The sequence below is a fragment of the Shewanella baltica genome, assembly GCF_900456975.1.
In the GTDB taxonomy this organism is placed as follows: Bacteria; Pseudomonadota; Gammaproteobacteria; order Enterobacterales; family Shewanellaceae; genus Shewanella; species Shewanella baltica.
Genome location: NZ_UGYM01000002.1, coordinates 523,583 through 548,500, shown reverse-complemented (window position 1 = coordinate 548,500; position 24,918 = coordinate 523,583). Strand labels below are relative to the sequence as shown.

The window sequence follows — 24,918 nt, the reverse complement described above, 5'->3', positions numbered from 1 at the left end:
CAAGCCGCAAGCCTGTCTCGATAAACGATAATCAAGCTAACGCAGTGTTAGAACATCGCGGCGTTTAACCACATGTGCACTAAAATGCTCGCCACATAACCTAAAGCTATCACAGGCGTCCACCGCAGATGTGCCCCAAAGGTGTAAATGCCGCGCGCTTGCCCCATCAGGGCAACTCCTGCCGCACTGCCAATCGAGAGCAAACTTCCACCTACCCCAGCGGTCAGCGTTACCAGTAACCACTGTCCCAATGCCATATCGGGATTCATGGTCAATACCGCAAACATCACAGGAATATTATCAATCACAGACGAAAGTAAACCCACGGCAACGTTGGCATAGGTGACATCCCAATGTGAGTACATGGCCTCAGACACTAAGCTCAAATATCCCATAAAACCTAGGCCGCCGACGCATAACACTACGCCATAAAAGAACAGCAAAGTATCCCACTCGGCGCGGGAAATGCGGCTGAACACATCAAATGGCACCACACTGCCAAGTTGCTGCAGGCGTAATTTGTCTTGTCTTAATTCCGCCTTTTCACGTTCGCGAGCAACGGAACGATTGAAGGTTTTACGCAGGTAAAAACCAAAGAATTGCAGAAAGCCTAATCCCGTCATCATGCCCAGTACAGGCGGCATACCTAAGAAGGAATGGGCACACACTGCCGTAGCAATAGTGAGTAAAAACAGCCCTACAATGCGTTTAGCACCGGGCTTAGTGTACACATGCTCTTTTTCAGGCTCAGGCACAAAATGCGGGATGAACACACTCATAATGGCGGCGGGTAAGGCAAAGTTAACGAGGGCGGGAATGAACAGATTAAAGAAATCGCCAAAGTGCACTAGGCCCTTTTGCCATACCATTAAGGTCGTGATGTCACCAAAGGGGCTAAACGCGCCACCCGCGTTGGCGGCAACGACAATGTTGATACAGGCAAGGGTAATAAACTTGCGTTGCCCTGCCCCAACCTTCATCACCACAGCGCACATCAGTAAAGCTGTGGTTAAGTTATCGGCCACAGGCGATATGAAAAACGCCATAAAGCCCGTTAACCAAAACACAGTTCGCAGGCTAAAACCACGACCCACCAGCCAGCCGCGGATCGCATCGAACAGATTACGTTCTTCCATGGCATTGATATAGGTCATCGCCACCAGCAAGAAGAGCAGTAGCTCGGCGTATTCGAGCAAGTTTTGCTTGAATGCCGCTTCCGACACTTCGGACATGCCGTTTTGCATATAGACAAAACCTATCATGCCCCAGATGATCCCTGCCGCAACGAGCACAGGTTTCGACTTGCGTAAATGTAATGTCTCCTCGGCCATCACCAATACGTAAGCCAGCACAAACACACAGACAGCGACATAACCCACGCTCGCGGCGGTTAAATTAAGCCGATCTGCCCCTTCTGTCATAGCCCATGCTGCAGGTGAGAATCCGCTCAATATTGCAACGCAGAATAGACTCCACAACGCCATTCCACTGCCTTTAAACAACCGCTGTAATTTCATTAAAGTTCATCTCTACGTAGGAAATTAGTCGAAAATTACCATAGCTTCGGCATAGCAAATGTTGATAAAACGCAACTTTCTATGCATTACCCTATAACCAAAGGCATTTAAAACATTAATTTTTGTATAACTACAGATGTTACTAATAAAGAAAAGCTTAACGTATATTCAACTTAGTCCAAAAACAGCCAATAAAAAAGCACCTCGAAGGTGCTTTTTTGTTTTAAATCAGTGTCACAGCATTAGAAAGCATATAACAAGGTCATATTGGTTTCGGTATCTGTGCTTTTCTTATCATCCAGCGGCTCGCTGTTGTAACGCACAATAATGGCAAACTTCATCGCCAATGCGCCGATAATATTTGCCGTTAATGAGGTTTCAGAACGGGCATCTAACTTGTCACCGTAATCGGCAACGAAACGCTGTTGGAATTTAGAGGTTTCAGTGATTTCAGTTTCAAAGTTAATCACGCCGTGGGCAACAACGCTGTCGTTGGTATCATAACCTTCGATAAGCGCTTGCTCAGTATCCAGACGTTGATAGATATAACCGGGACCCACTTCAACATCTAAAAAGGTCTTGCTGGTATCATACAGTCTATGACCATAACCCGCTGCGCCAGATAGGGTATAGTCATAACCGGTAAACGGGTCGACTTCATAACTGGCATTCGCAAACAGGTAGCTACTATCTGTCATCTTATAGTTACCCTGTGCACCCGCTAAATAACGTTTCGCGGTGACAGAACCGGTATCTTCTTTGTATAAACCTTCTAGTAAGTACTGATTTTCCCAATCGCCTAGCTCATGCTTAAGATTTAAACGTCCCTTAAATGAGGAAGTTTCAGTGTTACCTGTAGTTAAGGTGGCACCTAACTCTGCTTCACCAGCGAACGTTCTGTCGCCTTTTACAAAATCGGCTCCAGCAGTTGCCATAAAAGGTGCAGTCATTAATAGTGCTGCGGTCAGTACTTTTTTCATGTTTAATCGTTCCTGTTCCGTTAAATCCAATCCCTATAAATATCTGTTCGTCCAAGCGAAGCTGAATAAGCACATATTAATATGGGTTAGTTTTTTCCCCTGAAAATCCGCGCAATATTAACATTTACGCTTAAAAAATGAAAACGACCGCTATTTCGTCCATAAAAAAACCCGCATCAGCGGGTTTTTGTCTTAGCGATAACGCTTACATGTTGATCTTAGGATCTAACGCGCCAGACTGATACGCTTTATACATTGCTTGTAAAGACAATGGTTTAATCTTAGATGCTTGACCAGCACAACCGAAAGCTTCGTAGCGAACAGTACAGATGTCTGCCATGGCTTCCATTGACGCTTTCAAGAATTTACGTGGGTCAAATTCACTTGGGTGTTCCGCTAAGAACTTACGTACCGCACCTGTTGATGCTAAACGTAAGTCAGTATCGATATTCACTTTACGCACACCGTGCTTGATACCTTCAACGATTTCTTCTAATGGCACGCCGTAGGTTTCTGGGATCTGACCACCGTATTGGTTGATGATCTGTAACCATTCTTGTGGCACTGAAGATGAACCGTGCATCACTAAGTGAGTATTAGGAATACGCGCATGGATTTCTTTGATGCGGTCGATACGCAGTACATCGCCCGTAGGTTTACGGCTGAACTTGTAAGCACCGTGGCTAGTACCGATAGCGATGGCAAGTGCATCAACATGGGTATCGGCAACAAAACGCGCCGCTTCATCAGGAGTGGTCAGCATTTGATCCATGCTTAATGTACCCACTGCACCAATACCGTCTTCTTCGCCTGCTTGGCCAGTTTCTAAACTGCCTAAACAGCCGATTTCGCCTTCAACTGACACGCCACACGCATGGGCAAATGCCACTGTGCGACGAGTGACATCGACGTTGTAGTCATAAGATGCAGGGGTTTTGCCGTCAGCCATCAAAGAGCCATCCATCATCACTGATGACATGCCTAATTGGATAGAACGCTGACAGATATCAGGATCGGTACCGTGGTCTTGGTGAATACACACAGGAATATCTGGGTACTGCTCAAGGGCTGCAGCCATCAAATATTTTAAGAACTGTGGGCGAGCATATTTACGCGCACCAGCAGAAGCTTGCACAATAACAGGGCTGTCTGTTGCTTCAGCGGCCTGCATGATGGCACGCATCTGCTCTAAGTTGTTAACGTTGAACGCAGGCACACCGTATCCATGTTCTGCTGCGTGGTCGAGTAGTTGTCGTAGGGAAATTAACGCCATTTTGTAACTCCAATAATAGGGTGACTGTCACATTCTGCAACGCTTGGTCACCGAGGTCACTATCGTTTGGATGGATTTTTATACCCGTATTCAGATAGATACCTTAAACAAGCACCTAAAATAAGTACCTGAAAAAATATCTAAAATAAACACGGGCGGTTTTTTTATAATTCTTTTATTTATTATCAAGCTTTGATGATATCAGAGCTTATCGCGGCGTCTTATGCGCCGCGTATTTTAAAACTTAATAATTAAGCGCCGCGCTTTTCTAACATAGCCACAGCCGGTAATTCTTTACCTTCGAGGAACTCGAGGAAAGCGCCGCCGCCAGTAGAAATGTAAGACACTTTATCGGCAATACCGTACTTATCAACCGCAGCCAAAGTGTCACCACCGCCTGCGATAGAGAAAGCTTTTGAATCGGCAATCGCTTGGGCGATACGCTTAGTACCTTCACCAAATTGGTCGAATTCGAACACGCCCACAGGGCCGTTCCACACGATAGTGCCAGCAGATTCGATGATTTTAGCTAGAGCTTCAGCGCTATCTGGACCAATATCAAAAATCATTTCGCCATCAGCGACTTCGCTAACTGATTTTAAGGTTGCCGCAGCCGTTGGGCTAAACTCGCCTGCCACGACTACATCTGTCGGCACAGGAATATCGGCGCCACGACTCTTAGCATTGGCCACTAAACGCTTAGCTTCGTCGATCAAATCCGCTTCATACAGTGATTTACCGACATTGTAGCCCGCCGCCGCGATGAAAGTATTGGCAATACCGCCGCCAACCACTAACTGATCAACGATACCTGAAAGGCTTTCTAGCACGGTCAGCTTAGTCGACACTTTAGAGCCACCGACAATCGCCACCATAGGACGCGCAGGATTATCTAATGCCTTGCCTAAAGCATCTAATTCTTGCGCCAGTAATGGGCCAGCACAGGCGATGGGGGCAAACATGCCCACGCCATGGGTCGATGCTTGGGCGCGATGTGCAGTACCAAAGGCGTCCATCACATAGACATCACACAATGCCGCCATTTTTTGCGACAGCTCTTCGTTGTTCTTGCCTTCGCCCACGTTAAAACGCACGTTTTCGAATACCACGACTTCACCCACAGCAACGTCGACGCCGTCTAAATAGTCGGTCGCTAAACTCACAGGACACGACAAGGCTTTAGCCAAGTAGTCGACCACAGGTTGCATAGAATATTCGGGATTGTATTCACCTTCGGTCGGACGACCTAAGTGCGACATCACCATCACAGCGGCGCCTTTAGCAAGGGCCAACTCGATAGTTGGGAGAGAGGCGCGCAGACGTGCATCACTGGTGACGACGCCGTTGCTGACAGGCACATTGAGATCTTCACGGATAAGCACGCGCTTACCTTGTAGATCCAAATCTGACATATTGATAATTGCCATAGTAACGCTTCCTTTTATAATCAAAAAACAAACTGGTTTCACACATGGCCGGTATCAGTTTACTGCCGCTAGGCGCTCGACATCCCGTCGAATTGGCATATAACTGATTGACCCACCGGTGAATAATCTACTTTTTATCAGCCTCGCTTGGCCGCGATCATCGCCAAACTCGTATCTAACATACGGTTGGCAAAACCCCACTCGTTATCGCACCACAACAGTAACTTCACCAGCTGACCGGCGCTGACACGGGTCTGGGTACCGTCAACAATACTGGAGCGCGGATCATGGTTGAAATCACATGAAACCAAGGGCTCATCAGTATAACCCAAAATGCCGTTAAATCGCCCATTGGCGGCCGACTCCAGCACCTGGTTCACAGTGGCAATATCGACGGTTTTCTCAAGCGTCACAGACAAATCGATTGCGGTCACGTTGATGGTCGGCACGCGCACCGAAATCGCTTCAAATTTATCTTTCATGTGCGGCAAAATCCGCTCAATACCGCGGGCAAGCTTAGTGTCGACTGGAATAATCGATTGGCCGGCGGCGCGGGTACGACGTAAATCATCATGATAAGCATCAATCACTTGCTGATCGTTCATTGCCGAATGGATAGTGGTAATGGCACCGCTTTTAACGCCGAAGTGGCGATCGAGTACGTCGATCACAGGTACGATACAGTTAGTTGTACAAGAAGCGTTGGAAACCACTGTGTGTTCGGCGCGGAGTAAATCGTGATTCACACCATAGACAATCGTACCATCGACATCGGCTGAGGATGGATGGCTTATCAGCACTTGCTTAGCGCCAGCATGAATATGGGCTTCGCAGCTTTGACGATCGAGTAATACACCAGTGGCCTCATAGACAATGTCTATGTCCATTTCATGCCAAGGGAGTTTTGTGGGATCGGGCTCGTGGAGAATTTTTATCGCATCGTCGCCAATCAGCATGTGATCATCGACGAGTTTCACTTTGTGCGCAAACCGACCGTGGGTGGTGTCGTACTGGGTCAGATGAATAATGGCTTCAGGTTTAGCTAATTCATTAATCGCGACAATCTGCATTTGCTGCCGTTTTCCAGACTCGTACAAAGCACGAAGAATAGAGCGGCCGATACGGCCATAACCATTGATAGCGACTCGGATCATTGAGGTCTCAATTTCCTCTAAATACAAAAACGGCCTGCAAAAGATTGCAGGCCGCATTATACAGATTAACACTTAAAAAGTTTAACCTTTTGTATTGAATCTAATCCCTTGAGCGATTAGCCCAATGATTTTGCAGCATTCAGCACATTTTCAACGGTGAAACCGAAGTGATTCAATAGCACGTTACCCGGCGCTGACTCACCAAAAGTGGTCATGCCAACAACAGTGCCTTCAAAACCGACGTACTTGTACCAGAAATCGGTATGCGCCGCTTCGATAGCCACACGTTTAGTCACAGCACGTGGTAATACCGATTCTTTATACGCTGCATCTTGCTTATCGAACTCAGTTGTCGATGGCATAGAGACTACGCGAACTTGTTTACCTTGCTCAGTTAATGCAGCCGCAGAATCCATCGCCAATTGTACTTCGCTACCGGTTGCGATCAGGATCAGTTCTGGTGTACCCGTACAGTCTTGCAGTACATAAGCACCTTTAGCCACGTTGGCTAATTGCTCAGCGGTACGCGCTTGGGCTTTGAGATTTTGACGGCTGAAGATCAGTGACGTTGGGGCATTGCGACGTTGAATCGCAGCTTTCCAAGAAACTGCCGTTTCTGCCGCATCACATGGGCGCCATACGGCCATATTTGGCGTCATACGCAGGTTAGCTAATTGCTCAACTGGCTGATGCGTTGGGCCATCTTCACCTTGACCGATAGAGTCATGGGTATAAACGAAGATGTTTTGAATGCCCATCAGCGCCGACATACGAACTGCGTTACGCGCGTATTCCATGAACATCATGAAAGTTGCGCCGTAGTTGATGAAACCACCATGCAGCGAAGCACCGTTCATAATGCCGCTCATGCCGAATTCACGCACGCCGTAATAAATGTAGTTACCGGCAGGATCGTCTTGAATACCTTTAGAACCAGACCACAAAGTCAAGTTAGAACCCGCTAAGTCAGCAGAGCCGCCTAACAGTTCAGGTAACATAGCACCGAAAGCACCGATAGCATTTTGTGAGGCTTTACGGCTCGCAATACCTTCGGCTTTGTCCTGTGATGCTTGCACGAATGCCTGCGCTTTCTCTTCGAAATCAGCAGGTAATTCACCTTTCAGTACGCGGCGCTCATATTCAGCAGCCAGTTCTGGGTGAGCTGCGCTATAAGCCGCAAACTTCTCGTTCCATGCCGCTTCACGGGCAGCACCGGCTTCTTTGGCATCCCAACCGGCATAAACGTCAGCAGGGATTTCAAACGGTGCGTATGGCCAGCCAAGGAATTCACGGGCTGCGGCGATTTCCGCATCGCCTAATGGCGCGCCGTGGCAATCGTGGCTGCCAGATTTGTTGGGTGAGCCAAAACCGATAATGGTTTTGCAGCAAATCATGGTTGGTTTATCGGTCACCGCTTTCGCCGCTTCGATAGCTGCACGGATTGCCGCGCTATCGTGACCGTCAACACCGGCAATCACATGCCAGCCGTAAGCTTCAAAACGCTTTGGCGTATCATCGGTGAACCAGCCTTCAACATGGCCATCGATAGAAATACCGTTGTCATCCCAAAATGCGACCAGTTTGCCTAGACCTAAAGTACCGGCTAATGAACAGGCTTCGTGGGAAATACCTTCCATCAAACAGCCGTCGCCGACGAAGCAGTAAGTGTAGTGATCAACGATATCGTGACCATCACGGTTAAACTGTGCCGCTAAGGTTTTTTCAGCAATCGCCATACCGACTGCATTGCTGATGCCCGCGCCGAGTGGACCCGTTGTGGTTTCAACACCTGGGGTGTAACCGTATTCTGGGTGACCCGGGGTTTTTGAATGCAATTGACGGAACTGTTTCAGTTCTTCGATTGGTAATTCATAACCTGTCAGGTGAAGTAAAGAGTAGATCAGCATTGAACCGTGACCGTTAGAAAGGACGAAACGGTCTCTATCTACCCATTTAGGATTGGTCGGGTTGTGCTTAAGGAAATCATTCCACAGCACTTCAGCAATATCTGCCATACCCATTGGGGCGCCGGGATGGCCTGAATTTGCTTTTTGAACTGCATCCATACTTAACGCACGGATTGCGTTTGCGAGTACTTTACGGGAAGACATGCTCTCTCCTGCTTGTTTGTGGGGTCTAGCGGGCAATTTGGATGCATATTTTCCCCTACATGCCAGTGTGACGCAAACTAAAATTATCATTCACTCAGCAAAAGATGGCCGTATCGTAAACTCGCAGAAACAAGCTAGTCACTTTACTGGCGTTTACTTGAGTGGGCATCGCAAGGATCACTTGTAATGGAGAAATAAATTTCTCAAAAACATAGCAAACTTAATACTATGAAATATAAGTAAAATAACCACTTTAAGACTGAGCACAGTCGTTTTCAGGTCACAATCTGAGAGGATTTTTTCTCACTGGGGGTGATCGGCAATCAGATTTAAACTAAAATAGCCGTCTAGATGTAGATGCTTCTACACGTTTGAATGCTAACGACGAGATTTTCCTACTATGGCAAAGCACTTGTTTACTTCTGAGTCGGTCTCAGAAGGTCATCCCGATAAGATTGCAGATCAGATTTCTGATGCTGTGCTAGATGCAATTCTGGCTCAAGATCCAAAAGCACGCGTGGCGTGTGAAACTTATGTCAAAACTGGCATGGTATTAGTCGGTGGCGAAGTCACGACTTCTGCTTGGGTTGATATCGAAGAAATCACCCGTAAAACGGTGCGTGAAATTGGTTATACCCACTCAGATATGGGTTTTGATGCAGACTCGTGTGCGGTATTAAACGCCATTGGTAAGCAATCACCTGATATCAATCAAGGTGTAGACCGTGCTGACCCTGCTGAGCAAGGTGCAGGCGACCAAGGGTTAATGTTTGGCTATGCCAACAACGAAACCGACGTCCTAATGCCAGCGCCTATCACTTATGCCCACGCATTAGTGAAGCGTCAGTCTGAAGTGCGTAAAAACGGCACGCTACCTTGGTTACGCCCAGATGCGAAAAGCCAAGTCACGTTTGCCTATGATGATGGCAAAATTGTCGGTATTGATGCTGTCGTATTGTCGACTCAGCACAGAGATGACGTATCACAAGCCGACTTAATTGAAGGCGTGATGGAAACCATCATCAAGCCAGTATTACCGGCTCAATGGCTAAACAAAGACACTAAGTTCTTTATCAACCCAACTGGCCGTTTTGTTATCGGTGGACCAGTAGGCGATTGCGGCTTAACCGGTCGTAAGATCATCGTTGATACCTACGGCGGCATGGCCCGTCATGGTGGTGGCGCATTCTCTGGTAAAGATCCATCAAAAGTTGACCGTAGCGCGGCATACGCTGCCCGTTATGTGGCAAAAAACATCGTTGCTGCAGGTCTTGCTGATCGCTGTGAAATCCAAGTGTCTTACGCTATTGGTGTAGCAGAGCCGACTTCTATCAGCATCGAAACCTTCGGTACGGGTAAAGTGTCTGAAGATTTGCTGATCAAGTTAGTACGTCAACACTTCGAACTGCGTCCATACGGTTTAACGGCCATGCTCGATTTAGCACGTCCGATTTATCAAGCGACTGCCGCTTATGGCCACTTTGGTCGTAACGAATTCCCTTGGGAAGCAACAGACAAAGCTGAAGCACTGCGCGCTGACGCGGGTCTATAATCGGTTTCGATTAAAACCCGTTAATATTGCAAAATATAAAAACCGCTACCCAGCGGTTTTTTTATGCCTGCAATTTGGTTCCCCAAAGCAAGATAAAGGTATCTTCAGTTGTGCAGCATTCATTGTCATTGTTTCCCCTATGACTCACCACCTCTTTGTTTAACAAAAAGCGTCCCTGAGGGCTCAACTAAAAGATCCTGTTTTAGAAGGTCACAGGTGCAACAATGCCAATCCTCCCCAACCCTCTAGCTGTTCGTTCAGCTAAAAAGCTATTACCCCAAAGCAAGATAACTTTATCGTCAGTTATGCAGCATGAATTGTCATTGTTTCCCCAGTGACTCGCCGTAAATATATCCCTATAGGCTCGACGACGGCATCCATGCCGCCAACGGTCACTGTTGCAACAATGCCAATCCTTACTAACCCTATCGCTGTTCGTTCAGCTAAAAAAGCTATTTGCCCCTAAGTGCGCCACGGCTCGAAGAACAGCCCTTTGTTATCTGATAATTTGAGATACTTAAAGTAATGGGTACCCAAAAGAAAGACCTGACCATGAGGAATTGCAAAAATAGTTACAGTGAATCAGACTTACCTAGTCTGGTTCATGAGCATTTGCCCCGCTACGTGTCTTCGCTCATTAGCTTGCTTTATTGAAAAAGCATTTACAATCAAGTAATTATTAGAGATATGGATTAGTTAATTGGTTTTGAAAACGTGCATTCGCGTTTTCCCAGATGGTATATTTAATCGGAAGCTGATAAGTTCATTACAATACAGATAGTTAACTGTGTTGGTCCAACAACGTTAACCGTTATCGCGCATGTGCACAGATAAAATGTTAGAAGAAAATGAATATTAGAACATTCTTACTAGGTTTGATAATTGCCAATTCATATGCATATGGGGCAGATATGAGAGATATCCCGGGGAAAAAAATAACACTTGATTCCTTAAACGAAATGTTCCAGAACATAAAAAATGAAACATCATGGAATATATCTGGCCCCATGCTCTGGGGGTATTTCTTTACACATCACGAACCACAGAAATTAGAGCAAGCAGCCGAAGAATTAATAAAACAAGGATATAAATACGTAGATATATACTTGTCTGATAAAGATGATCCTAATGAGCCAGATATCTATTGGTTACATGTAGAAAAGGTTGAAATTCATTCACCTAAGACACTAGATAAAAGAAACGATGAACTATACATCTTTGCAAATAAGTATGCTTTGGATAACTACGATGGAATGGATGTTGGGCCTGTGAAGCAATAGTGCATCTAATATAAGTTGCCTAACCAGTCTGCTATAGCTCACTTGGCCACGTTGCGGCTCTTACTATTTTGCAAAAGATAAATCCATAGATATTTTAATCCGAATTTAACGAGTTAGAGTTATTGAGGTAACTCATTTATATCCCAAAGTGAGCTCATGAATCACTCTACACCAGACTGATTCACGTCAGCCGCTAAACCTCGTCCTATTGCCCTGTTTGCGGCTATTCTGGGGCGGTTTTTTCCCTTTAGATGAATCAAATCTCTAGAGAACTGATTCATGTCCCTGTTATGCCTATTCCGACTGGTTTTATCGTTTATTGATTAGTTTGTAGCCAAACGAAGCATTGCTAATAGAATAGCTAATCCGAATCTGGCTCATAAGAGTGAATTATCTAACAAGGTTTTGTCCAAAAGCTTGCTGGGTATCTCCTTCATACAGACTGGTTACACTAGTGCCCAAAAGGTGAGCAATGGTGATTGGCGAGACGACCGTCCGCCCCATGGACGGGGCGGTCGAGCATCCAAGGACGGACTGGCTGCGAGTCGACGAGCGAATGCCATGGCAAGCCAGTGTGAGTGGATACCCGTAAACGCTAAACTTCTAACAACTGAAATTACTGCTCCCAAAACACTACTTTCCAACACATTTCTGTCCAAAAGTATGTTGTGTAATCTTTTCAATCCACAGGTTCCGCTAATACCAAAAAAGTGAGCCATGGTGATAGCAAGACGACCGTCCGCCCCATGGACGGGGCGGTCGAGCATCCAAGGACTGACGAGCGAATGCCATGGCAAGCCTGTGTGAGTGGATATCAGCAAACGCTAAACTGCTAACAACTAAAGTGACAGTTCCCCCGACACTACTTTCCAACACATTTCTGTCCAATATTGAGTTTACTGATAGTTGCTATATGATTTAAAAGCAAAAAATCCATTTTTAAGGAAGAAATTTAAGTGAAATTTGAAGTTATTCATGAAGAAAATAACGCGATTGTGGATGCGCTGGTAGACGGCGTTAGGCAATTTAATGCTGGGCTATTAGGGCCTGAGAAATCAGTGCCTTTGACTGTCATAGCACGTGATGAAAATGGCAAGTTGATTGGGGGTGTGGGTGGACGGACTATCTATAAAAACTTCTTAATCAATGTTGTCTGGGTTGATGACCAAACCAGAGGCACAGGGCTTGGGCATAAACTGATGGCGCTTGCCGAAGCTGAGGCGAAACAACGGGGTTGCTTGGTAGCTCAAGTGGATACCTTATCGATTCAAGCCCCTGTGTTTTATGAAAAACAAGGGTTTGAGATCATAGGTACAGTCACCACTACCCCTCAGCGCATCTTTCTGATGAAGAAGTATTGATCAAAAAAGTGGTTGAGGCAGGGGCAGAATAAGCGCACTTAGCAATGGTCGAAATGGGCGTTTTGCATGCACAGTAGACCAATCTGCTCTTGGGATAAAATGGCGCACTCTAGCGCCATTTTTGTATTCGCGCGGCTGACTTGCGCATCGCTCAGTTGCGTTATCGTCGCCGAATAGGCATTGGTTCGGCCACAATCGAGCCAAATATTCCCCACTTGTACCCAATAATGCTGCGCTTGCCCTGAATCGGAAACAAACTCGACTTCAAATCCCCTCGCCTCACATTCATGGTGGGAGCATTCAGATAAGACCAATCTCAAGTTGTCCCAAGCCGATAAATTGACTTCGGCATAGGCCGTTAATAGTGACTCAACAAATTGTACATTCATGTATTTATCTCCGTTATTTAACCTGAACTCGGGTTATTTACACAGTAGAGATTGAATCCTTAATTTCTATCATCGAACAACTAAGCTTGGGTCTTTGCCGCCATTAAATAGTAATCCCGCGCCGACACAGTAAAAAAATCCACTACCTGCATGTTCGCTTTTCCCGAGTGGGCGGCAAAGGAACGTTCATTATCTTCGGCAATAAAGGTCAACATATAGCTAAAATGCGGAGCAACTTGGCGACGAATTTCACTGACTAACGCCTCAAAAATCCCTTGTCCACGGTAGGTTTGCTGCACCCAAATCGGCCCGTATTGGCAAGAGTTGGTCTTAGTTAATTTAGGCCCATCCCAATCGAGTTGCGGCAAACGATTCAACAAAGTGCGATAAATGGGCCAATGTTCGAAAAATCCCCAGCGACCGGCAATCACATAACCGACGATCTGCTGCTCAACCTGCGCCACTACGACCCAATGATGCTGCACTAATTCGCTCAATTCACTGTGGGAAAAAGCTTGCCCTTGCAGTCCCATATTGGCGGAAGCTAATTCGTCATTGAGATGTTTTTTCTCTAGCATCGCTAATAAATCAACATCTTGGGGTAAGGCTAATCTAATCTTCACAGTGTTCTCACGGCATCATCTTGGCTTTAGGCCCAATTTAAGGCCGTCAGTATACTCGGTTGGATTAATAGGCACAGCTAGAACAAGGTATTATTTAGTGCCTTGATTTGCTAAATCCCCTTTTATTTCCCAAACTTAATGAATATTTAGCCCTAGTTAGGCGTTTGTATGTTGCCCGAAACCATTAATCCCAACTTGAGTTTACTTGATAGCGACAATCAACAAGTGAATCTCACTCGCTGGATGCACCAATGTGAGCTAATCAACAGCTATTACAACGCTAACACGGTTTTTATATTCCAAAAGACCAGCGCAGGATTTGAGATCATTGTCAGCGCAATCACTGAAACACCACAATTTACCGCAGGTACTTTGTACCCCGCAGAACTCGAACTTTTTCAACAGATACAAAACAGCCAACCCGACGGTTTATATCAAAACCTTGGCAGCTTTATGTTGGATGATTTACCACGGGATTTTGATGGTATTCAGCACATTCTCTCGCGCCCTATTGCTTGGCCTGATGGCAGCCAATTTGGCGCCCTGTGCGTACTCAACCCACATATGGCAGACCGGCTAGCCAATGCCGCTATGCTCGAACCGTTTCAGATATTGCTGCAGCAGGAATTATCTCTGCTGTGCCAGAACCATCGCATTGAATCCCTTTCGATGCGCGACCAAGAAACCGGCATGCTCAATCATTATGGTTTTTTGATGATGGCGCCAAGACAACTCAATTTAGGCCGCCGCTTTGGTGCCCATGCAGGCATCATCTTCTTTGAATTACTGAGTCCGGATAACACGCCCATCCCCCTAGAAGATAATCACCACAGGCTGTTGGGTAAGTTGATCCAAGATACGATACGGACCGCCGACGTAGCCGCCCACTACAACACCACGCAATTTGTGGTACTGGCCTTTGTCGATGGTGAGCGGGATATTCAGCATATTATGAAGCGGGTAGAAAAACAGTTAGAACAGCAAAACCACCAGCTTAAACTCGATGCGAGTTACAGTTTCTTCACTCCAGAATCCAGCGCCAAACTCGCGCCCATGATGGAACTTGCGCGGGGTAAACTCGATTCAATGCAACCACCAAAGCCTGAGGTTGAAGACACGCCAGTTAAGCCCGCCATAGACTCAAGCTTATACGATAACCCCGCCGCAGATTCGGCGGCGCTTTAAGTTAATGAAGCAGTGATTTAACGAAACGATAGGTTAACCGAGCTTTGATTTAACGAAGTGGCGAGTTAACGAGTTTTTGGTTTAATTACGCAGCAAGAAATCACTTAGATTGCTCATCCTGGCGCTTCGCCCACTGGATAAACAGCACCACGGGATAGGGTGACATTAGAACCAACCCTAAGCCAATCAGGCTTGAGATCAGTAACATGCCGCTTATCTCTAGACTCCATTGCGTCAACATATAGAACCCAAGTCCACAAACTAGCATCAATACACCTAACCAATGTAAAAACTTCAACAAATTCATAGTACTTTTAAATGAGTCCGTCATATAAACCTCTTTAGATCTTGAGTAAAACTTGTCACACTATGGCCATAACCATGGAAAAAGGAACCGTAACGATGTTAAAACAAACATTCATCTTAGGTGCGCTACTGTTGGGACTCACCGCCTGCCAAAGTACCGATGTCGCCCAAAATGAGACCATTCCATTAGAGGGCAGCTGGCACATTGAGATGGTTCAAGGCCAACCGACTATCGATTACAGCCCAGCGCAAATCACCTTTGAGGCCGAAGGCAAATTACACGGCAACAACAGCTGTAATAACTTTTTCGGTCAATATACTCAGCAAGGCCAAGAGCTTAAGCTATCTCCTGCCGGTAGCACAATGAAAGCCTGTGTCGATGCGCTAATGCAGCAAGAGCACAAAGTGATGCAAGCAATGCCATTAGTGGCTAAAGCTAAGCTAGTGCAAGGTCGCCTGACGCTACTCAACAGCGACGGCAAGCCAGTGCTAATCTTGAGCCAACTGAAGTAAGCCCAGTGAAGTAAGCTTCCGCAAAGTAAAATTTGTCCGCATAAAAAACCGCCATTGGCGGTTTTTTCGTTTCACAGCCAGCAACAGAAGCCAACTAGACTTTGGCGCTATTCTCAGCCGCCGTTTCAAGGGCGATATTTTGCTCGGCGAGTACGGCGCTTTGCTCCGTGTCGGCATTGTAATGCGCCATATCCAGCTCATCTTCAGACTTAGCAATCACAGTCGTCGCCACTAAGTCACCGGAGACGTTCACCACAGTGCGCACCATATCTAAAATACGGTCAATCCCCGCTATCAATGCCACCCCTTCTAAGGGCAGCCCTACGGTTGTCAGCACTAACGTCAGCATCACTAAACCCGCACCGGGCACACCCGCAGTGCCAATAGAAGCCAAAGTCGCGGTTAAAATAATGGTGAGATAATCGACGACAGTCAGGTCGATACCAAACGCCTGCGCCACAAACAGTACAGTAACGCCTTGGTATAACGCAGTGCCGTCCATATTGATGGTAGTGCCCAGCGGTAACACGAAGCTAGAAATCTTCTTATGAACGCCTAGGTTTTCACTCGCGCACTTCATGCTTGCAGGGAGCGTGCCCGCAGAGCTCGACGTGGTAAACGCCACTAACATGGCGTTGCTAATGCCTTTAAAAAACTGCAGCGGACTTAACTTCGCAAATCCGCGCAGCAAAAAACTATAGAAACCCAGCACGTGGATAATACAACCAAGGTATACGGCTATGATGACTTTGATCAGGGGCCAAAGCATATCAATACCATACTCTCCCGCCACCCAAGCCATTAGCCCAAAGACGCCGTAGGGTGCGAGTTTCATCACCATATCGGCCAGTTTGTACATGGCTTCGGCGAGGCTTTCGAACACTTTAATCGCAGGTTTACCGTGCTCGCCAATCAGCACTAACGCGATACCTAAGGCGATGGCAAATACGATGACTTGCAAAATTTGGCCGCTTGCCATGGCCGCAATCGGATTGGTCGGCACTATATCAACTAAGGTATCGACTAATGAAGGTACAGCTTTGGCGGTTTGAGTCGCGCCTTCTGCCAGCGTTAATCCTAAGCCTGCGCCGGGCTGCAATACATAACCAACAAGCAGGCCGATACTGATCGCGATAGCCGTGGTAAACAGATAAAACCCAAAGGATTTAAAGCCGATACGCCCCATCTTGCCTGTGTCTTGCATCGACGTAACGCCCACGATCAGCGAGCAAAAAACCAGTGGCACGATCAGCATCTTTATGGCATTGACAAATAAGGTGCCCAGCGGTTTTAACCAAGTGGCTTGCTCACCAAAAATGACGCCGACAATAATGCCTAGCACCATACCAATAACAATTTGCAGCCACAGCGGCACTGACATCCAGCGAGACCAAACACGGCCTAATGCCGACGACTTAGGTTTTGTCATATTCATAACCTTGAATTCGAAACTATGATGGGGCAAAGACCAAAACTAGCGCGCTAGTTTCTCAGTCTACATGAGGCAATCGCCGAGTCTAGCAGAGGGGTTTTCATCGAGGGATGATCTGGGTCACGTTGAGCTAAACTGTCTTAAAATCAGTAACATTAACCAAACGAACTTTGTTAAATTAGCCGCTGGAATGTTAGTTTTTCTGCTTAAGCATCAAAATATTCTGTGACTTTATTTGGCGCAATTTGCTGACGATAAAGCGCTGCTGGCGGTTGCTCACGTTCAATCAAATAACTCCAGTAATCGTCATCAAAACCACTGAAAATAAAGTCCGACTTACCCTTGGCTTTCAGGATCAACCACCACCAAACGAGTCCCCACAAACCAAAACTCAACAAAGTTAAGATAAAATGCAGCTGATGATTTATTTGCTCATCAGCAGTCAGATCAGCAACGGGCAACAACTTAAGTTTATAGCGGCGTGTCGACTTAACGAATCCCATCATATGCTCACTTAGTTCAGAAAAAGGGCACTAGAGATAAGCCTAGCAGATAAGACTTTAGTCGTGCAAAAATCCGCAACAACAATTAAGCTCACTCCGCCAAAACCGCGACTGTCGAACTCGTTATCCCACAATGTTCCATGCTAAAGTGAGCCACAAAATGGTTGTTCACTAAACAAGAGCGGTATTACTCAATAACCGCCTAGGAGTTGTTGTATGTTGATCCGTAAAGCTAAGGCTCAGGACCTCAGTGCCTTAGTCCAATTTAATCAGGCGATGGCCCAAGAAACCGAAGGCTTAGCCTTAGATGAAGCGACACTAACCCGCGGCGTGGGCACGCTACTTGAGAGCCCGCAAAAAGGGTTTTACCTCGTCGCCGAAATTGAAGGTGAAATAGTAGGCTCGCTTATGGTGACATTTGAATGGAGCGATTGGCGCGCCAAGGATTATTACTGGATCCAGAGTGTGTATATTCGCCCGCAAAATCGTCGCCAAGGCATTTATGGCAAGCTCTACAGTGAAGTCAAACAACTGGCCGAAGCCAATGGTGGCGCTGCCAGCTTCCGTTTATATGTCGAGCAAGAAAACCTCGCCGCCCAGCAAACCTATCAAGCCTTAGGGATGAAGCAGAGTTACTATTTAATGTACGAAGAAAAATAAGTCCTTCAATAGCTTATTCGCAATAAAAAAGGATCGGGCCAATGGCACGATCCTTTTTTTACGAGTCACGATTCAGACTAAAAACCTAACGCTAACTCCTCGTTAAGCTTCACTACACTCGCAAAACTTAACGGAAGAAACCAAACAGAATCGCCGTCATCGCCAGTAAACCTGCAATGATCACGAAGATATTGCTGATTCGGCCACGATAGGCTTTTAACGCTGGCACTTTATACACGGCATACATAGGCATCAAGTACAGGATAGCAGCGATAATTGGGCCACCTAAGGCTTCAATCATGCCTAAGATACTTGGGTTGATCACAGCCACAGCCCAGATAGTGACAAACATAAAGCCTAGGATGAACTTGTTGATCTTAGCGTCAGCGACTGATTTGCCGCTTGAGCGTAACTGCTTAACGATCACGCCTTTCATGCCTTCTGTCGCGCCCATGTAATGGCCGAAGAAAGAGGACACAATCGCGATAAAGGCGATTAACGGACCAAAGTAGCTCACAAAACCACTTGAATGCACGTTGGCTAAGTAAGACAGAATCGGTAAGTTCTGCGCTTTCGCTTCTGCCAATTGGGCTGGCGATAACGACAGCACACAAGAGAACACAAACAACATCACAAAGCCCACTAACATCATCGAAGTGTTACGTAAAATGACGTCAGCTTTGCGAGAAGCATTGGCGCCGTGGTCACGTTTCAGTGACACTGAAAACTGTGAAATCGCAGGAGAATGGTTAAAGGCGAACACCAATACAGGGATCGTTAACCACACTGTGCCTAAAAAAGCGCCCGCTTCTGGCACAACTTGTAAGGCATCCATTTTCCATTCTGGGATCAGGTAGAACGACATAAAGGCCAAAATACCCACCAGCGGATATACCAGCAATTGTGTCACTTTCAGCATGAACTTCTCGCCCGCAACCATCACAGCCATCATACCGAGGATCAATACACCCGATAAAATAAAGCGTGGTGGCGATGCCATGCCCAACTGATTGACGATAAAGCTATCGACTGTGTTGGTAATACCCACACCGTAAATTAATACAATCGGATAGATGGCGAAGAAATACAGTATGGTAATGGCTTTACCCGCACCCACACCAAAATGTTCTTCTACTACTTGGGTGATGTCGCTGCCGGGAATGCTTGATGAACAAACAAAACGAGATAAACCGCGATGGGCAAGATAGGTCATAGGACCGATGATCACTGCCATGAGTACGAGAGGCCAAAAGCCGCCCATGCCCGCATTGATGGGTAAAAATAAAATTCCAGCGCCAACGGCTGTGCCAAATAAACTCAACATCCAAGTCGTATCTTGGCGAGTCCAAGGTAAGTGTTTCGTTGAATCTAGATTCTGTGTGCTTTGAGGTGTTCCAAGAACACTGGTCGCATCTTTTTGCATATAAAAGTTACCTTACGGTGTGACTAGCATAATAAATTCGTCGTAAGGATAACCAAAAAAAGCCCATAAAAGTTGATCTGACACTGCTTTATGTAAGGGAATTTCATAATAAACTGATATTGAGATCTAGATCGCTGATTTAATGTAATAAGTTTTCAATGCAGCAGCAAAAAACACACATAAAAAACCGCTTAAAGACACAATATTTTCACCTTAAACCAAAAGCAGCGACATAGCATAAGCGCCGAGAAAAACACCGAATTGGATCTAGATCACAAAAAGCCATAAAACGAGATCCAATGCCGCATATCGATAGCTAAAGTCGATCAAGATCACATCCAATAATGTTAAATTTTTACAAATCGCTATCAGTCGCAAACGCCATAAAAAACGGCTCACTGCGGAACCAACGCCGAAGTGAGCCGTTAACGATTAGCGCAAAATCAGACTTAAGGTTTCTGTAGCATAAGCTCAGTGGTCGACACCACGGCTGGCGCTATATCGGCCTCTTTGAACAACAACGGACGGAAACTTTTCTCGCTTGAGTACAAGATACTTTGATCGGCAAACGCTGGCGTTAGGATATTACTCGACTCAGAGTAAGTTAAAATTCCCCGCGCCACTGGCCCTTCGTCAGTAAAGTTCACCGCCATCATCCAGCTCGACCCATAACGCACTTGGTATCCCTTCGCCGTTAAGCCAGAACTCATCGCCTTGCCTGTAACCACGTCCATCACAGCTGCGTACTTGTGCTGCGGGATTAAAGTGTCGTCACCCGACAGACTGGTCGAGAACACGTTGAATCCACCCTCGGCATTGTGGCTACCCGGCCAAGGTAAACGCGACCCGCTTGGCGTACCGTCCGGCAGCGATTTCTCCACAAATTGCACCTCACCCAATGGCGCATCTAAGGCAAAACCTGCCGCCTCAAGATTCAGTGCGCTATGGGCCAAGGCCACTAAGGCGCTGCCATCTGTGGTCAAGGTTTTAGGTGTCGTCGCCGCATTGGCGGGATCGAATCCTTGGGTCAACATGGTCGTTTGGCTGAATTGGTGGGCAAACTCACGCAGTAAAGCACCGCCTTTGCTGTCGTTATCTTGCTTACCATTCCACGCTTTTAACGCCGTGCACGCCGAAGTGACATCCTTAGATAAACTCGCCGACACCACAACAGGCGTGCTGCCTTGGGCATCACACTGGGCAATCAAATCAGGCAGCACTAACTCAGCAAGATAACTGCGATTAGACAACACCGCCGCTTCGAGTTCTTCCAAGCTAAACTTGCCATCTGCCCCCGCCGCATCTTGCATTAAGCTCAAGCCCATGCGTGTTCGCAGCGACAACTGCCCCGCTTCTGGCCCATACATGGGCGAGAAATAAGACAGCGGTTCATTCAAGTTAGTCGACCAGAATGAGTCATTGGAGTTTTGCACAAAGTCAGTACGCTCAAGCTTTGGCGCGCGGGCATAGGGTGTTGGGCCATCGAAACTAAACAGCGATGTGTTGCCGGGTAAAATCGTAAATCCGGCCTGCGCCTTAGCCGCTTTAATGTCTGGCGAGGTTTTTAACAACACCACTGCCGATTCAGACAATCCCGGGACTGTCGAGTCGTCGATGTAGAAAGCATTACCTTCTTTGTCGGCGTACATAGTGTTATTGAAGATGACGCCGTCGTAATCCTTGAAGGCCTGTTGGAACTCTTCTTTATTGGTCGCCATGTCCATCGCTAACCAATGGTCAACGGGGTCCATATTGCCCATGTTGGCGTCTTGGATCATAAAGGCGCTGCCATCATCCCAACCAAAAGGCGCTAAAGCAGGTGGCGCTTCAACCATAGGGCCTTTTGCCGTGGTGTAAATATCCTTCTCGGCCACTAACATGCCGGCAGGACCAGCATTCACCAGAATCGATACCGTCTCTTTGGTGATCGGCATAGGTTTACCATCGAACAGATATTGCATCCGATCGCCCGAGACTAACTCTAAGTTATACATCACAAAATGTTCGGCGGTTGAGAAGGTATGAGTCCACGCTAAATCTTTGTTAAAACCGATATTAATCGGCCCAGGCATACCCACAAGCGAGCCGCCCATCATGTCTAAATGCCCAGGGATCGTAATATGGGATTGCCAAAAACGCAGGTTACCCGTGTGTGGGAAATGCGGATTGCCGAGCACCATGCCTTTACCGTTTTCGGTTTTATCTTTACCTAAACCCCAACCGTTAGAGCCTAATCCTCGGGGATTGGTCTCTGGCGTGGTGATGTGGGCCGCACGGGCAATCAACTTAGACTGCATATCGGCCACAAATGCAGTTTGGTCTTGGCTGGGCGCAGGCCCTACGATACGCGGCATATATTCCTGCGCATCCCCCGGGTTAGCGTAAAAAATCAAATCGAGGAAGTTGGCGGCGCCCGGTAACAAAGCGATTGAAAACAGATAAGTCACCACATCCTCTGGCACTATAGGTTTGACCCAAGGCTGACCGCTACAGAAAGGTTCTGCCGTTTGTTTACCCGCTTCAACATCGGCAAGATATTGGTTATAACCAGAGGTAAAACCTTGGATCAGCGCCCGAGAGTTTTCACTAAACTGTGGCCATTTTTCTTCGGCTTGTGCTCTGATCTTTAACGCTTTGTAGGCAAAGTCAGAGATCAAGTTGCCGTTATCTTCCGCTGTGGGTTGGCCCGTAGTGAAGTCAATCGACGCATGGGGGCCAAAGTACATGGAACGCTGCGAGTTAGCCTTAATAAAGCCATCGGCTAACACACATAAATTGTCCTGTGCCTGCGCATAACCACTACCAAAACCTAAGCTTTCTAAGTTATCGGCTTGGATATGTGGCACGCCGTAGGTGGTGCGGCGAATATTGGCTTTGAGTAAACCGTTGGGAGCAAAAGCTTGCAGTTGAGTTTCGGGTTCGGTGGGCGTAGTGCTATCTTCGCTATCGTTACAGCCGGCGAGTATTACACCGCAGGCCATCCCCATAGCGATCACGAGTTTGTTGAATTTCATTATTATTATCTCTTGGTTTTGGTTCCTTCAATTGCGTATACCCAAGCTACCTGAAGAGACGAGTTTCAGAGCGTCTAGGGTACTTCAATTCAAGGCGCATCAATGAAAGAATATCGGCCATCTTTTGAATTGGTGCAACACGGAAGTGGAGTGCCCTAGGCGCTCCGTCCCGGCGGGTTTTAACGCACTTTATGCTGTGTTGGTTATTTTTAACTTAGTCCACTAGGTCTGCAAATAACTGCCTTGCCTAAAATGCGTTACATTCCCGCTGAATCCTGCATCTTCAGGTTGTTTGGGTATATACCTTACTGCTTATCCCAGCCTACATTACTGAAGGAGCAATAGTCATATGTCGCTTCCTAGTCCCTAAGGCTGGCTATTGCCTCCCCTACTGTTGGCTTTTTACTGAGCTTCGCCGACGACTGTGGCAGAATAGAAAACCCAAACGCTTAGACACCTCAGACCATTTAAGCAATGATTCAAACGAGCGTCCACATTAAAAGCTGAAATAAACAACTTATATGCAACAAAAAATTATCAAGATAAAAGTGGGTTCTAAAAACCCAGTAAAAATCAACGCGGCAACCAAAGCGATGGCACAACTGTTTCCTGACAGCATCATAGAAGCCAGCGGTATGGATGCACCTTCAGGTGTTGCGGCGCAGCCAATGACAGATAAAGACACTCGCCAAGGGGCGATTAATCGGGTGCGCTACTGTCAACAACAGGATCAACAAGATACTCAAGCCGACTACTATTTTGCGATGGAAGGCGGTGTCGATTGTTTCGACTTTGGCCCAGCCACATTCGCCTATATCGCCATTGGGCATAAAGACCAACTTGCCATTGGCCGCAGCGCAATTTTGCCTCTGCCAATGCAGGTTTATCGGGCATTAGAAGCAGGTGAAGAACTCGGGCATGTGATGGATGGATTGTTCAATACTGTCAATATCAAACAAAAAGGCGGTGCCATAGGTTTGCTCACCCACGGCCACGCGACCCGTGAAAGTAATTACACCCAAGCGATTATTCTCGCCATGGCGCCGCTATTAAATCCCGATATTTACGCACAAACTTGTTAGTAACATGTTGCAAGCGCAGTTGAAGCCCGCTAACTTAGTTGTGACATGCAACCAAACCCATTCGACTATGGCTCAAACAGACGCACCATCGACTCCAGATCCAGTCAAGCCTGTAATTCACGCTAAGCAAACGGCGGAGTCAGGCTCATCCGCCCAACTCAGGCACTTATCTCGCTATCTGGTGAGGAATTTAGGCATGCTCAATGCCGCCTTTGGGGATCTCCCCTTATCGCCCGTGCAAGCCCACGCCCTGTTTGAGATAGGCAAGCAGCCGCTGACCATCAAAGAGCTGGCCTGCAAACTCAGCATAGATAAGTCCAATGCGAGCCGAGCCATTAAGCATCTGATTGATAAAAATCTTGCCCAGAGTCAAATACACCCACGGGACAGTCGCTGTTTAGTAGTACAACTCACGCCCGCGGGGAAGAAGTTACTCCTGAAATTAGATACTCAACAAAATCAATTATTTCAAGAGATCTTAGCCCAACTGACCCCAGCACAAACCTCACAAATCGAAGAGGCACTCATGTTATATAACCAAGCCGTACATAACGCCAAACACCAAAGTGGCTGTCACATTCGTCAAGCCACAGCCCAAGATGATGCCGCGATTGCCAAAGTCATCCGCGATGTCTCGGCCGAATACGGCTTAACCGCGGATAAAGGTTATAGCGTGGCCGACCCGACCTTAGATTGCCTCAGCCAGATTTACTCCCAAGCGGGTGCCAACTATTGGATTATTGAATTAGAGGGGCGCATTTTAGGCGGCGCTGGTATTGCGCCGTTAGCCAACAATGAGGGTGTTTGTGAACTGCAGAAAATGTACTTTATGCCCGAAATTCGCGGCAAAGGACTTGCAACACGCGTAGCGTTAATGGCACTCGATTTCGCCCGCGAAACGGGTTATCAAAGCTGCTATTTAGAAACCACAGCCGCGTTAAATGAAGCCGTAAAACTCTATGAGAAATTGGGCTTTGTACATCTATCCGCTCCCCTAGGGAATACAGGCCACGACGCCTGCGAAATGCCAATGCTGCTAGAACTTAATCAATAGAATACACAGCGGAATTCAAACTGAAGTAACAATGCCAAACAGCCATGATTCAACTTGTTTGGCATTATCAATTTGTATC

Annotated in this window: 21 protein-coding genes; 8 read left to right on the top strand and 13 right to left on the bottom strand. The window is 46.8% G+C overall.

Going from position 1 to position 24,918, the window contains the following annotated elements; translation table 11 throughout:
- Window positions 1–47 precede the first annotated feature (47 nt).
- The 6 genes from nhaD to tkt form a co-directional block, all read right to left on the bottom strand.
- Window positions 48–1,517 carry a sodium:proton antiporter NhaD gene (gene nhaD, locus DYH48_RS02460; protein ID WP_006080339.1) on the bottom strand — a complete coding sequence of 490 codons (1,470 nt, stop codon included), beginning with the start codon at window positions 1,515–1,517 and terminating at the stop codon, window positions 48–50.
- Window positions 1,518–1,759: 242 nt separating this feature from the next.
- Complete coding sequence (locus DYH48_RS02455) at window positions 1,760–2,497, bottom strand: DUF481 domain-containing protein (RefSeq protein ID WP_106651514.1); 738 nt, start codon at window positions 2,495–2,497, stop codon at window positions 1,760–1,762.
- Between the two features lie 205 nt (window positions 2,498–2,702).
- Window positions 2,703–3,770, bottom strand: a complete 1,068-nt coding sequence (gene fba, locus DYH48_RS02450) for a class II fructose-bisphosphate aldolase (protein WP_006084020.1) — start codon at window positions 3,768–3,770, stop codon at window positions 2,703–2,705.
- Window positions 3,771–4,021: 251 nt separating this feature from the next.
- Window positions 4,022–5,197: a phosphoglycerate kinase gene (locus DYH48_RS02445; protein ID WP_115333957.1), complete on the bottom strand. Its 1,176-nt coding sequence runs from the start codon at window positions 5,195–5,197 to the stop codon at window positions 4,022–4,024.
- 137 nt (window positions 5,198–5,334) lie between these two features.
- Window positions 5,335–6,351, bottom strand: a complete 1,017-nt coding sequence (gene epd, locus DYH48_RS02440) for an erythrose-4-phosphate dehydrogenase (RefSeq protein ID WP_006084022.1) — start codon at window positions 6,349–6,351, stop codon at window positions 5,335–5,337.
- Between the two features lie 116 nt (window positions 6,352–6,467).
- A complete protein-coding gene (gene tkt / locus DYH48_RS02435; RefSeq protein WP_115333956.1) occupies window positions 6,468–8,462 on the bottom strand; it encodes a transketolase in 1,995 nt (664 codons plus the stop codon).
- A 400-nt stretch (window positions 8,463–8,862) separates the two neighbouring features.
- Here tkt and metK point away from each other — a divergent pair, with 400 nt between their 5' ends.
- The 3 genes from metK to DYH48_RS02420 all read left to right on the top strand — a co-directional run bounded on the left by metK (window position 8,863) and on the right by DYH48_RS02420 (window position 12,655).
- Complete coding sequence (metK, locus tag DYH48_RS02430) at window positions 8,863–10,014, top strand: methionine adenosyltransferase (RefSeq protein WP_006080333.1); 1,152 nt, start codon at window positions 8,863–8,865, stop codon at window positions 10,012–10,014.
- Between the two features lie 911 nt (window positions 10,015–10,925).
- Window positions 10,926–11,294, top strand: a complete 369-nt coding sequence (locus tag DYH48_RS02425) for a ribonuclease E inhibitor RraB (RefSeq protein WP_115336078.1) — start codon at window positions 10,926–10,928, stop codon at window positions 11,292–11,294.
- 956 nt (window positions 11,295–12,250) lie between these two features.
- Entirely contained in the window at window positions 12,251–12,655 is a 405-nt protein-coding gene (locus tag DYH48_RS02420) for a GNAT family N-acetyltransferase (RefSeq protein ID WP_011845882.1), read from the top strand.
- A gap of 38 nt (window positions 12,656–12,693) precedes the next feature.
- On the opposite strand, the gene DYH48_RS02415 is transcribed toward DYH48_RS02420, so the two are convergent.
- Both DYH48_RS02415 and DYH48_RS02410 read right to left on the bottom strand, forming a co-directional pair.
- Window positions 12,694–13,044 (bottom strand): hypothetical protein, encoded by a 351-nt coding sequence (locus DYH48_RS02415; protein WP_115333955.1) that lies wholly within the window; start codon window positions 13,042–13,044, stop codon window positions 12,694–12,696.
- A gap of 80 nt (window positions 13,045–13,124) precedes the next feature.
- Entirely contained in the window at window positions 13,125–13,667 is a 543-nt protein-coding gene (locus DYH48_RS02410) for a GNAT family N-acetyltransferase (RefSeq protein ID WP_115333954.1), read from the bottom strand.
- 168 nt (window positions 13,668–13,835) lie between these two features.
- Between DYH48_RS02410 and DYH48_RS02405 the strand changes: the two genes are divergently transcribed.
- Window positions 13,836–14,852, top strand: a complete 1,017-nt coding sequence (locus tag DYH48_RS02405) for a GGDEF domain-containing protein (RefSeq protein WP_115333953.1) — start codon at window positions 13,836–13,838, stop codon at window positions 14,850–14,852.
- Between the two features lie 100 nt (window positions 14,853–14,952).
- Here the strand turns inward: DYH48_RS02405 and DYH48_RS02400 are convergent, their stop codons facing one another.
- Window positions 14,953–15,183 (bottom strand): hypothetical protein, encoded by a 231-nt coding sequence (locus tag DYH48_RS02400; RefSeq protein WP_006080327.1) that lies wholly within the window; start codon window positions 15,181–15,183, stop codon window positions 14,953–14,955.
- A 71-nt stretch (window positions 15,184–15,254) separates the two neighbouring features.
- Here DYH48_RS02400 and DYH48_RS02395 point away from each other — a divergent pair, with 71 nt between their 5' ends.
- Window positions 15,255–15,671, top strand: coding sequence for an META domain-containing protein (locus tag DYH48_RS02395; RefSeq protein ID WP_011845877.1), 417 nt, complete (start codon window positions 15,255–15,257; stop codon window positions 15,669–15,671).
- A gap of 94 nt (window positions 15,672–15,765) precedes the next feature.
- Here DYH48_RS02395 and DYH48_RS02390 read toward each other — a convergent pair whose 3' ends face one another.
- Window positions 15,766–17,100, bottom strand: a complete 1,335-nt coding sequence (locus tag DYH48_RS02390; protein WP_115333952.1) for a dicarboxylate/amino acid:cation symporter — start codon at window positions 17,098–17,100, stop codon at window positions 15,766–15,768.
- A gap of 209 nt (window positions 17,101–17,309) precedes the next feature.
- Entirely contained in the window at window positions 17,310–17,606 is a 297-nt protein-coding gene (locus DYH48_RS02385; RefSeq protein WP_115333951.1) for a hypothetical protein, read from the bottom strand.
- A 216-nt stretch (window positions 17,607–17,822) separates the two neighbouring features.
- Between DYH48_RS02385 and DYH48_RS02380 the strand changes: the two genes are divergently transcribed.
- Window positions 17,823–18,266, top strand: a complete 444-nt coding sequence (locus DYH48_RS02380) for a GNAT family N-acetyltransferase (protein WP_006084032.1) — start codon at window positions 17,823–17,825, stop codon at window positions 18,264–18,266.
- A gap of 127 nt (window positions 18,267–18,393) precedes the next feature.
- On the opposite strand, the gene DYH48_RS02375 is transcribed toward DYH48_RS02380, so the two are convergent.
- The gene (locus DYH48_RS02375) at window positions 18,394–19,689 is read right to left on the bottom strand and encodes an SLC5/6 family protein (RefSeq protein ID WP_006084033.1); all 1,296 of its coding nucleotides are present in this window, start codon (window positions 19,687–19,689) and stop codon (window positions 18,394–18,396) included.
- A 449-nt stretch (window positions 19,690–20,138) separates the two neighbouring features.
- Window positions 20,139–22,703, bottom strand: coding sequence for an acylase (locus DYH48_RS02370; protein WP_115333950.1), 2,565 nt, complete (start codon window positions 22,701–22,703; stop codon window positions 20,139–20,141).
- A gap of 521 nt (window positions 22,704–23,224) precedes the next feature.
- On the opposite strand from DYH48_RS02370, the gene yjjX reads away from it, so the two are divergent.
- Together yjjX and DYH48_RS02355 are read left to right on the top strand one after the other, a co-directional pair.
- Entirely contained in the window at window positions 23,225–23,785 is a 561-nt protein-coding gene (gene yjjX, locus DYH48_RS02360; protein WP_115333949.1) for an inosine/xanthosine triphosphatase, read from the top strand.
- 4 nt (window positions 23,786–23,789) lie between these two features.
- The gene (locus DYH48_RS02355; protein WP_172481138.1) at window positions 23,790–24,839 is read left to right on the top strand and encodes a bifunctional helix-turn-helix transcriptional regulator/GNAT family N-acetyltransferase; all 1,050 of its coding nucleotides are present in this window, start codon (window positions 23,790–23,792) and stop codon (window positions 24,837–24,839) included.
- Window positions 24,840–24,918 lie beyond the last annotated feature (79 nt).

Bases quoted from the DNA above. Each gene is read 5' to 3' on its own strand.
- DYH48_RS02455 (WP_106651514.1), bottom strand. From the start codon at position 2,497: ATGAAAAAAGTACTGACCGCAGCACTATTAATGACTGCACCTTTTATG.
- nhaD (WP_006080339.1), bottom strand. From the start codon at position 1,517: ATGAAATTACAGCGGTTGTTTAAAGGCAGTGGAATGGCGTTGTGGAGT.
- DYH48_RS02385 (WP_115333951.1), bottom strand. From the start codon at position 17,606: ATGGGATTCGTTAAGTCGACACGCCGCTATAAACTTAAGTTGTTGCCC.
- DYH48_RS02355 (WP_172481138.1), top strand. From the start codon at position 23,790: ATGTTGCAAGCGCAGTTGAAGCCCGCTAACTTAGTTGTGACATGCAAC.
- DYH48_RS02375 (WP_006084033.1), bottom strand. From the start codon at position 19,689: ATGCAAAAAGATGCGACCAGTGTTCTTGGAACACCTCAAAGCACACAG.
- DYH48_RS02425 (WP_115336078.1), top strand. From the start codon at position 10,926: ATGAGAGATATCCCGGGGAAAAAAATAACACTTGATTCCTTAAACGAA.
- DYH48_RS02405 (WP_115333953.1), top strand. From the start codon at position 13,836: ATGTTGCCCGAAACCATTAATCCCAACTTGAGTTTACTTGATAGCGAC.
- DYH48_RS02400 (WP_006080327.1), bottom strand. From the start codon at position 15,183: ATGACGGACTCATTTAAAAGTACTATGAATTTGTTGAAGTTTTTACAT.
- DYH48_RS02390 (WP_115333952.1), bottom strand. From the start codon at position 17,100: ATGACAAAACCTAAGTCGTCGGCATTAGGCCGTGTTTGGTCTCGCTGG.
- metK (WP_006080333.1), top strand. From the start codon at position 8,863: ATGGCAAAGCACTTGTTTACTTCTGAGTCGGTCTCAGAAGGTCATCCC.
- DYH48_RS02380 (WP_006084032.1), top strand. From the start codon at position 17,823: ATGTTGATCCGTAAAGCTAAGGCTCAGGACCTCAGTGCCTTAGTCCAA.
- yjjX (WP_115333949.1), top strand. From the start codon at position 23,225: ATGCAACAAAAAATTATCAAGATAAAAGTGGGTTCTAAAAACCCAGTA.
- fba (WP_006084020.1), bottom strand. From the start codon at position 3,770: ATGGCGTTAATTTCCCTACGACAACTACTCGACCACGCAGCAGAACAT.
- DYH48_RS02370 (WP_115333950.1), bottom strand. From the start codon at position 22,703: ATGAAATTCAACAAACTCGTGATCGCTATGGGGATGGCCTGCGGTGTA.
- DYH48_RS02445 (WP_115333957.1), bottom strand. From the start codon at position 5,197: ATGGCAATTATCAATATGTCAGATTTGGATCTACAAGGTAAGCGCGTG.
- tkt (WP_115333956.1), bottom strand. From the start codon at position 8,462: ATGTCTTCCCGTAAAGTACTCGCAAACGCAATCCGTGCGTTAAGTATG.
- DYH48_RS02395 (WP_011845877.1), top strand. From the start codon at position 15,255: ATGTTAAAACAAACATTCATCTTAGGTGCGCTACTGTTGGGACTCACC.
- epd (WP_006084022.1), bottom strand. From the start codon at position 6,351: ATGATCCGAGTCGCTATCAATGGTTATGGCCGTATCGGCCGCTCTATT.
- DYH48_RS02415 (WP_115333955.1), bottom strand. From the start codon at position 13,044: ATGAATGTACAATTTGTTGAGTCACTATTAACGGCCTATGCCGAAGTC.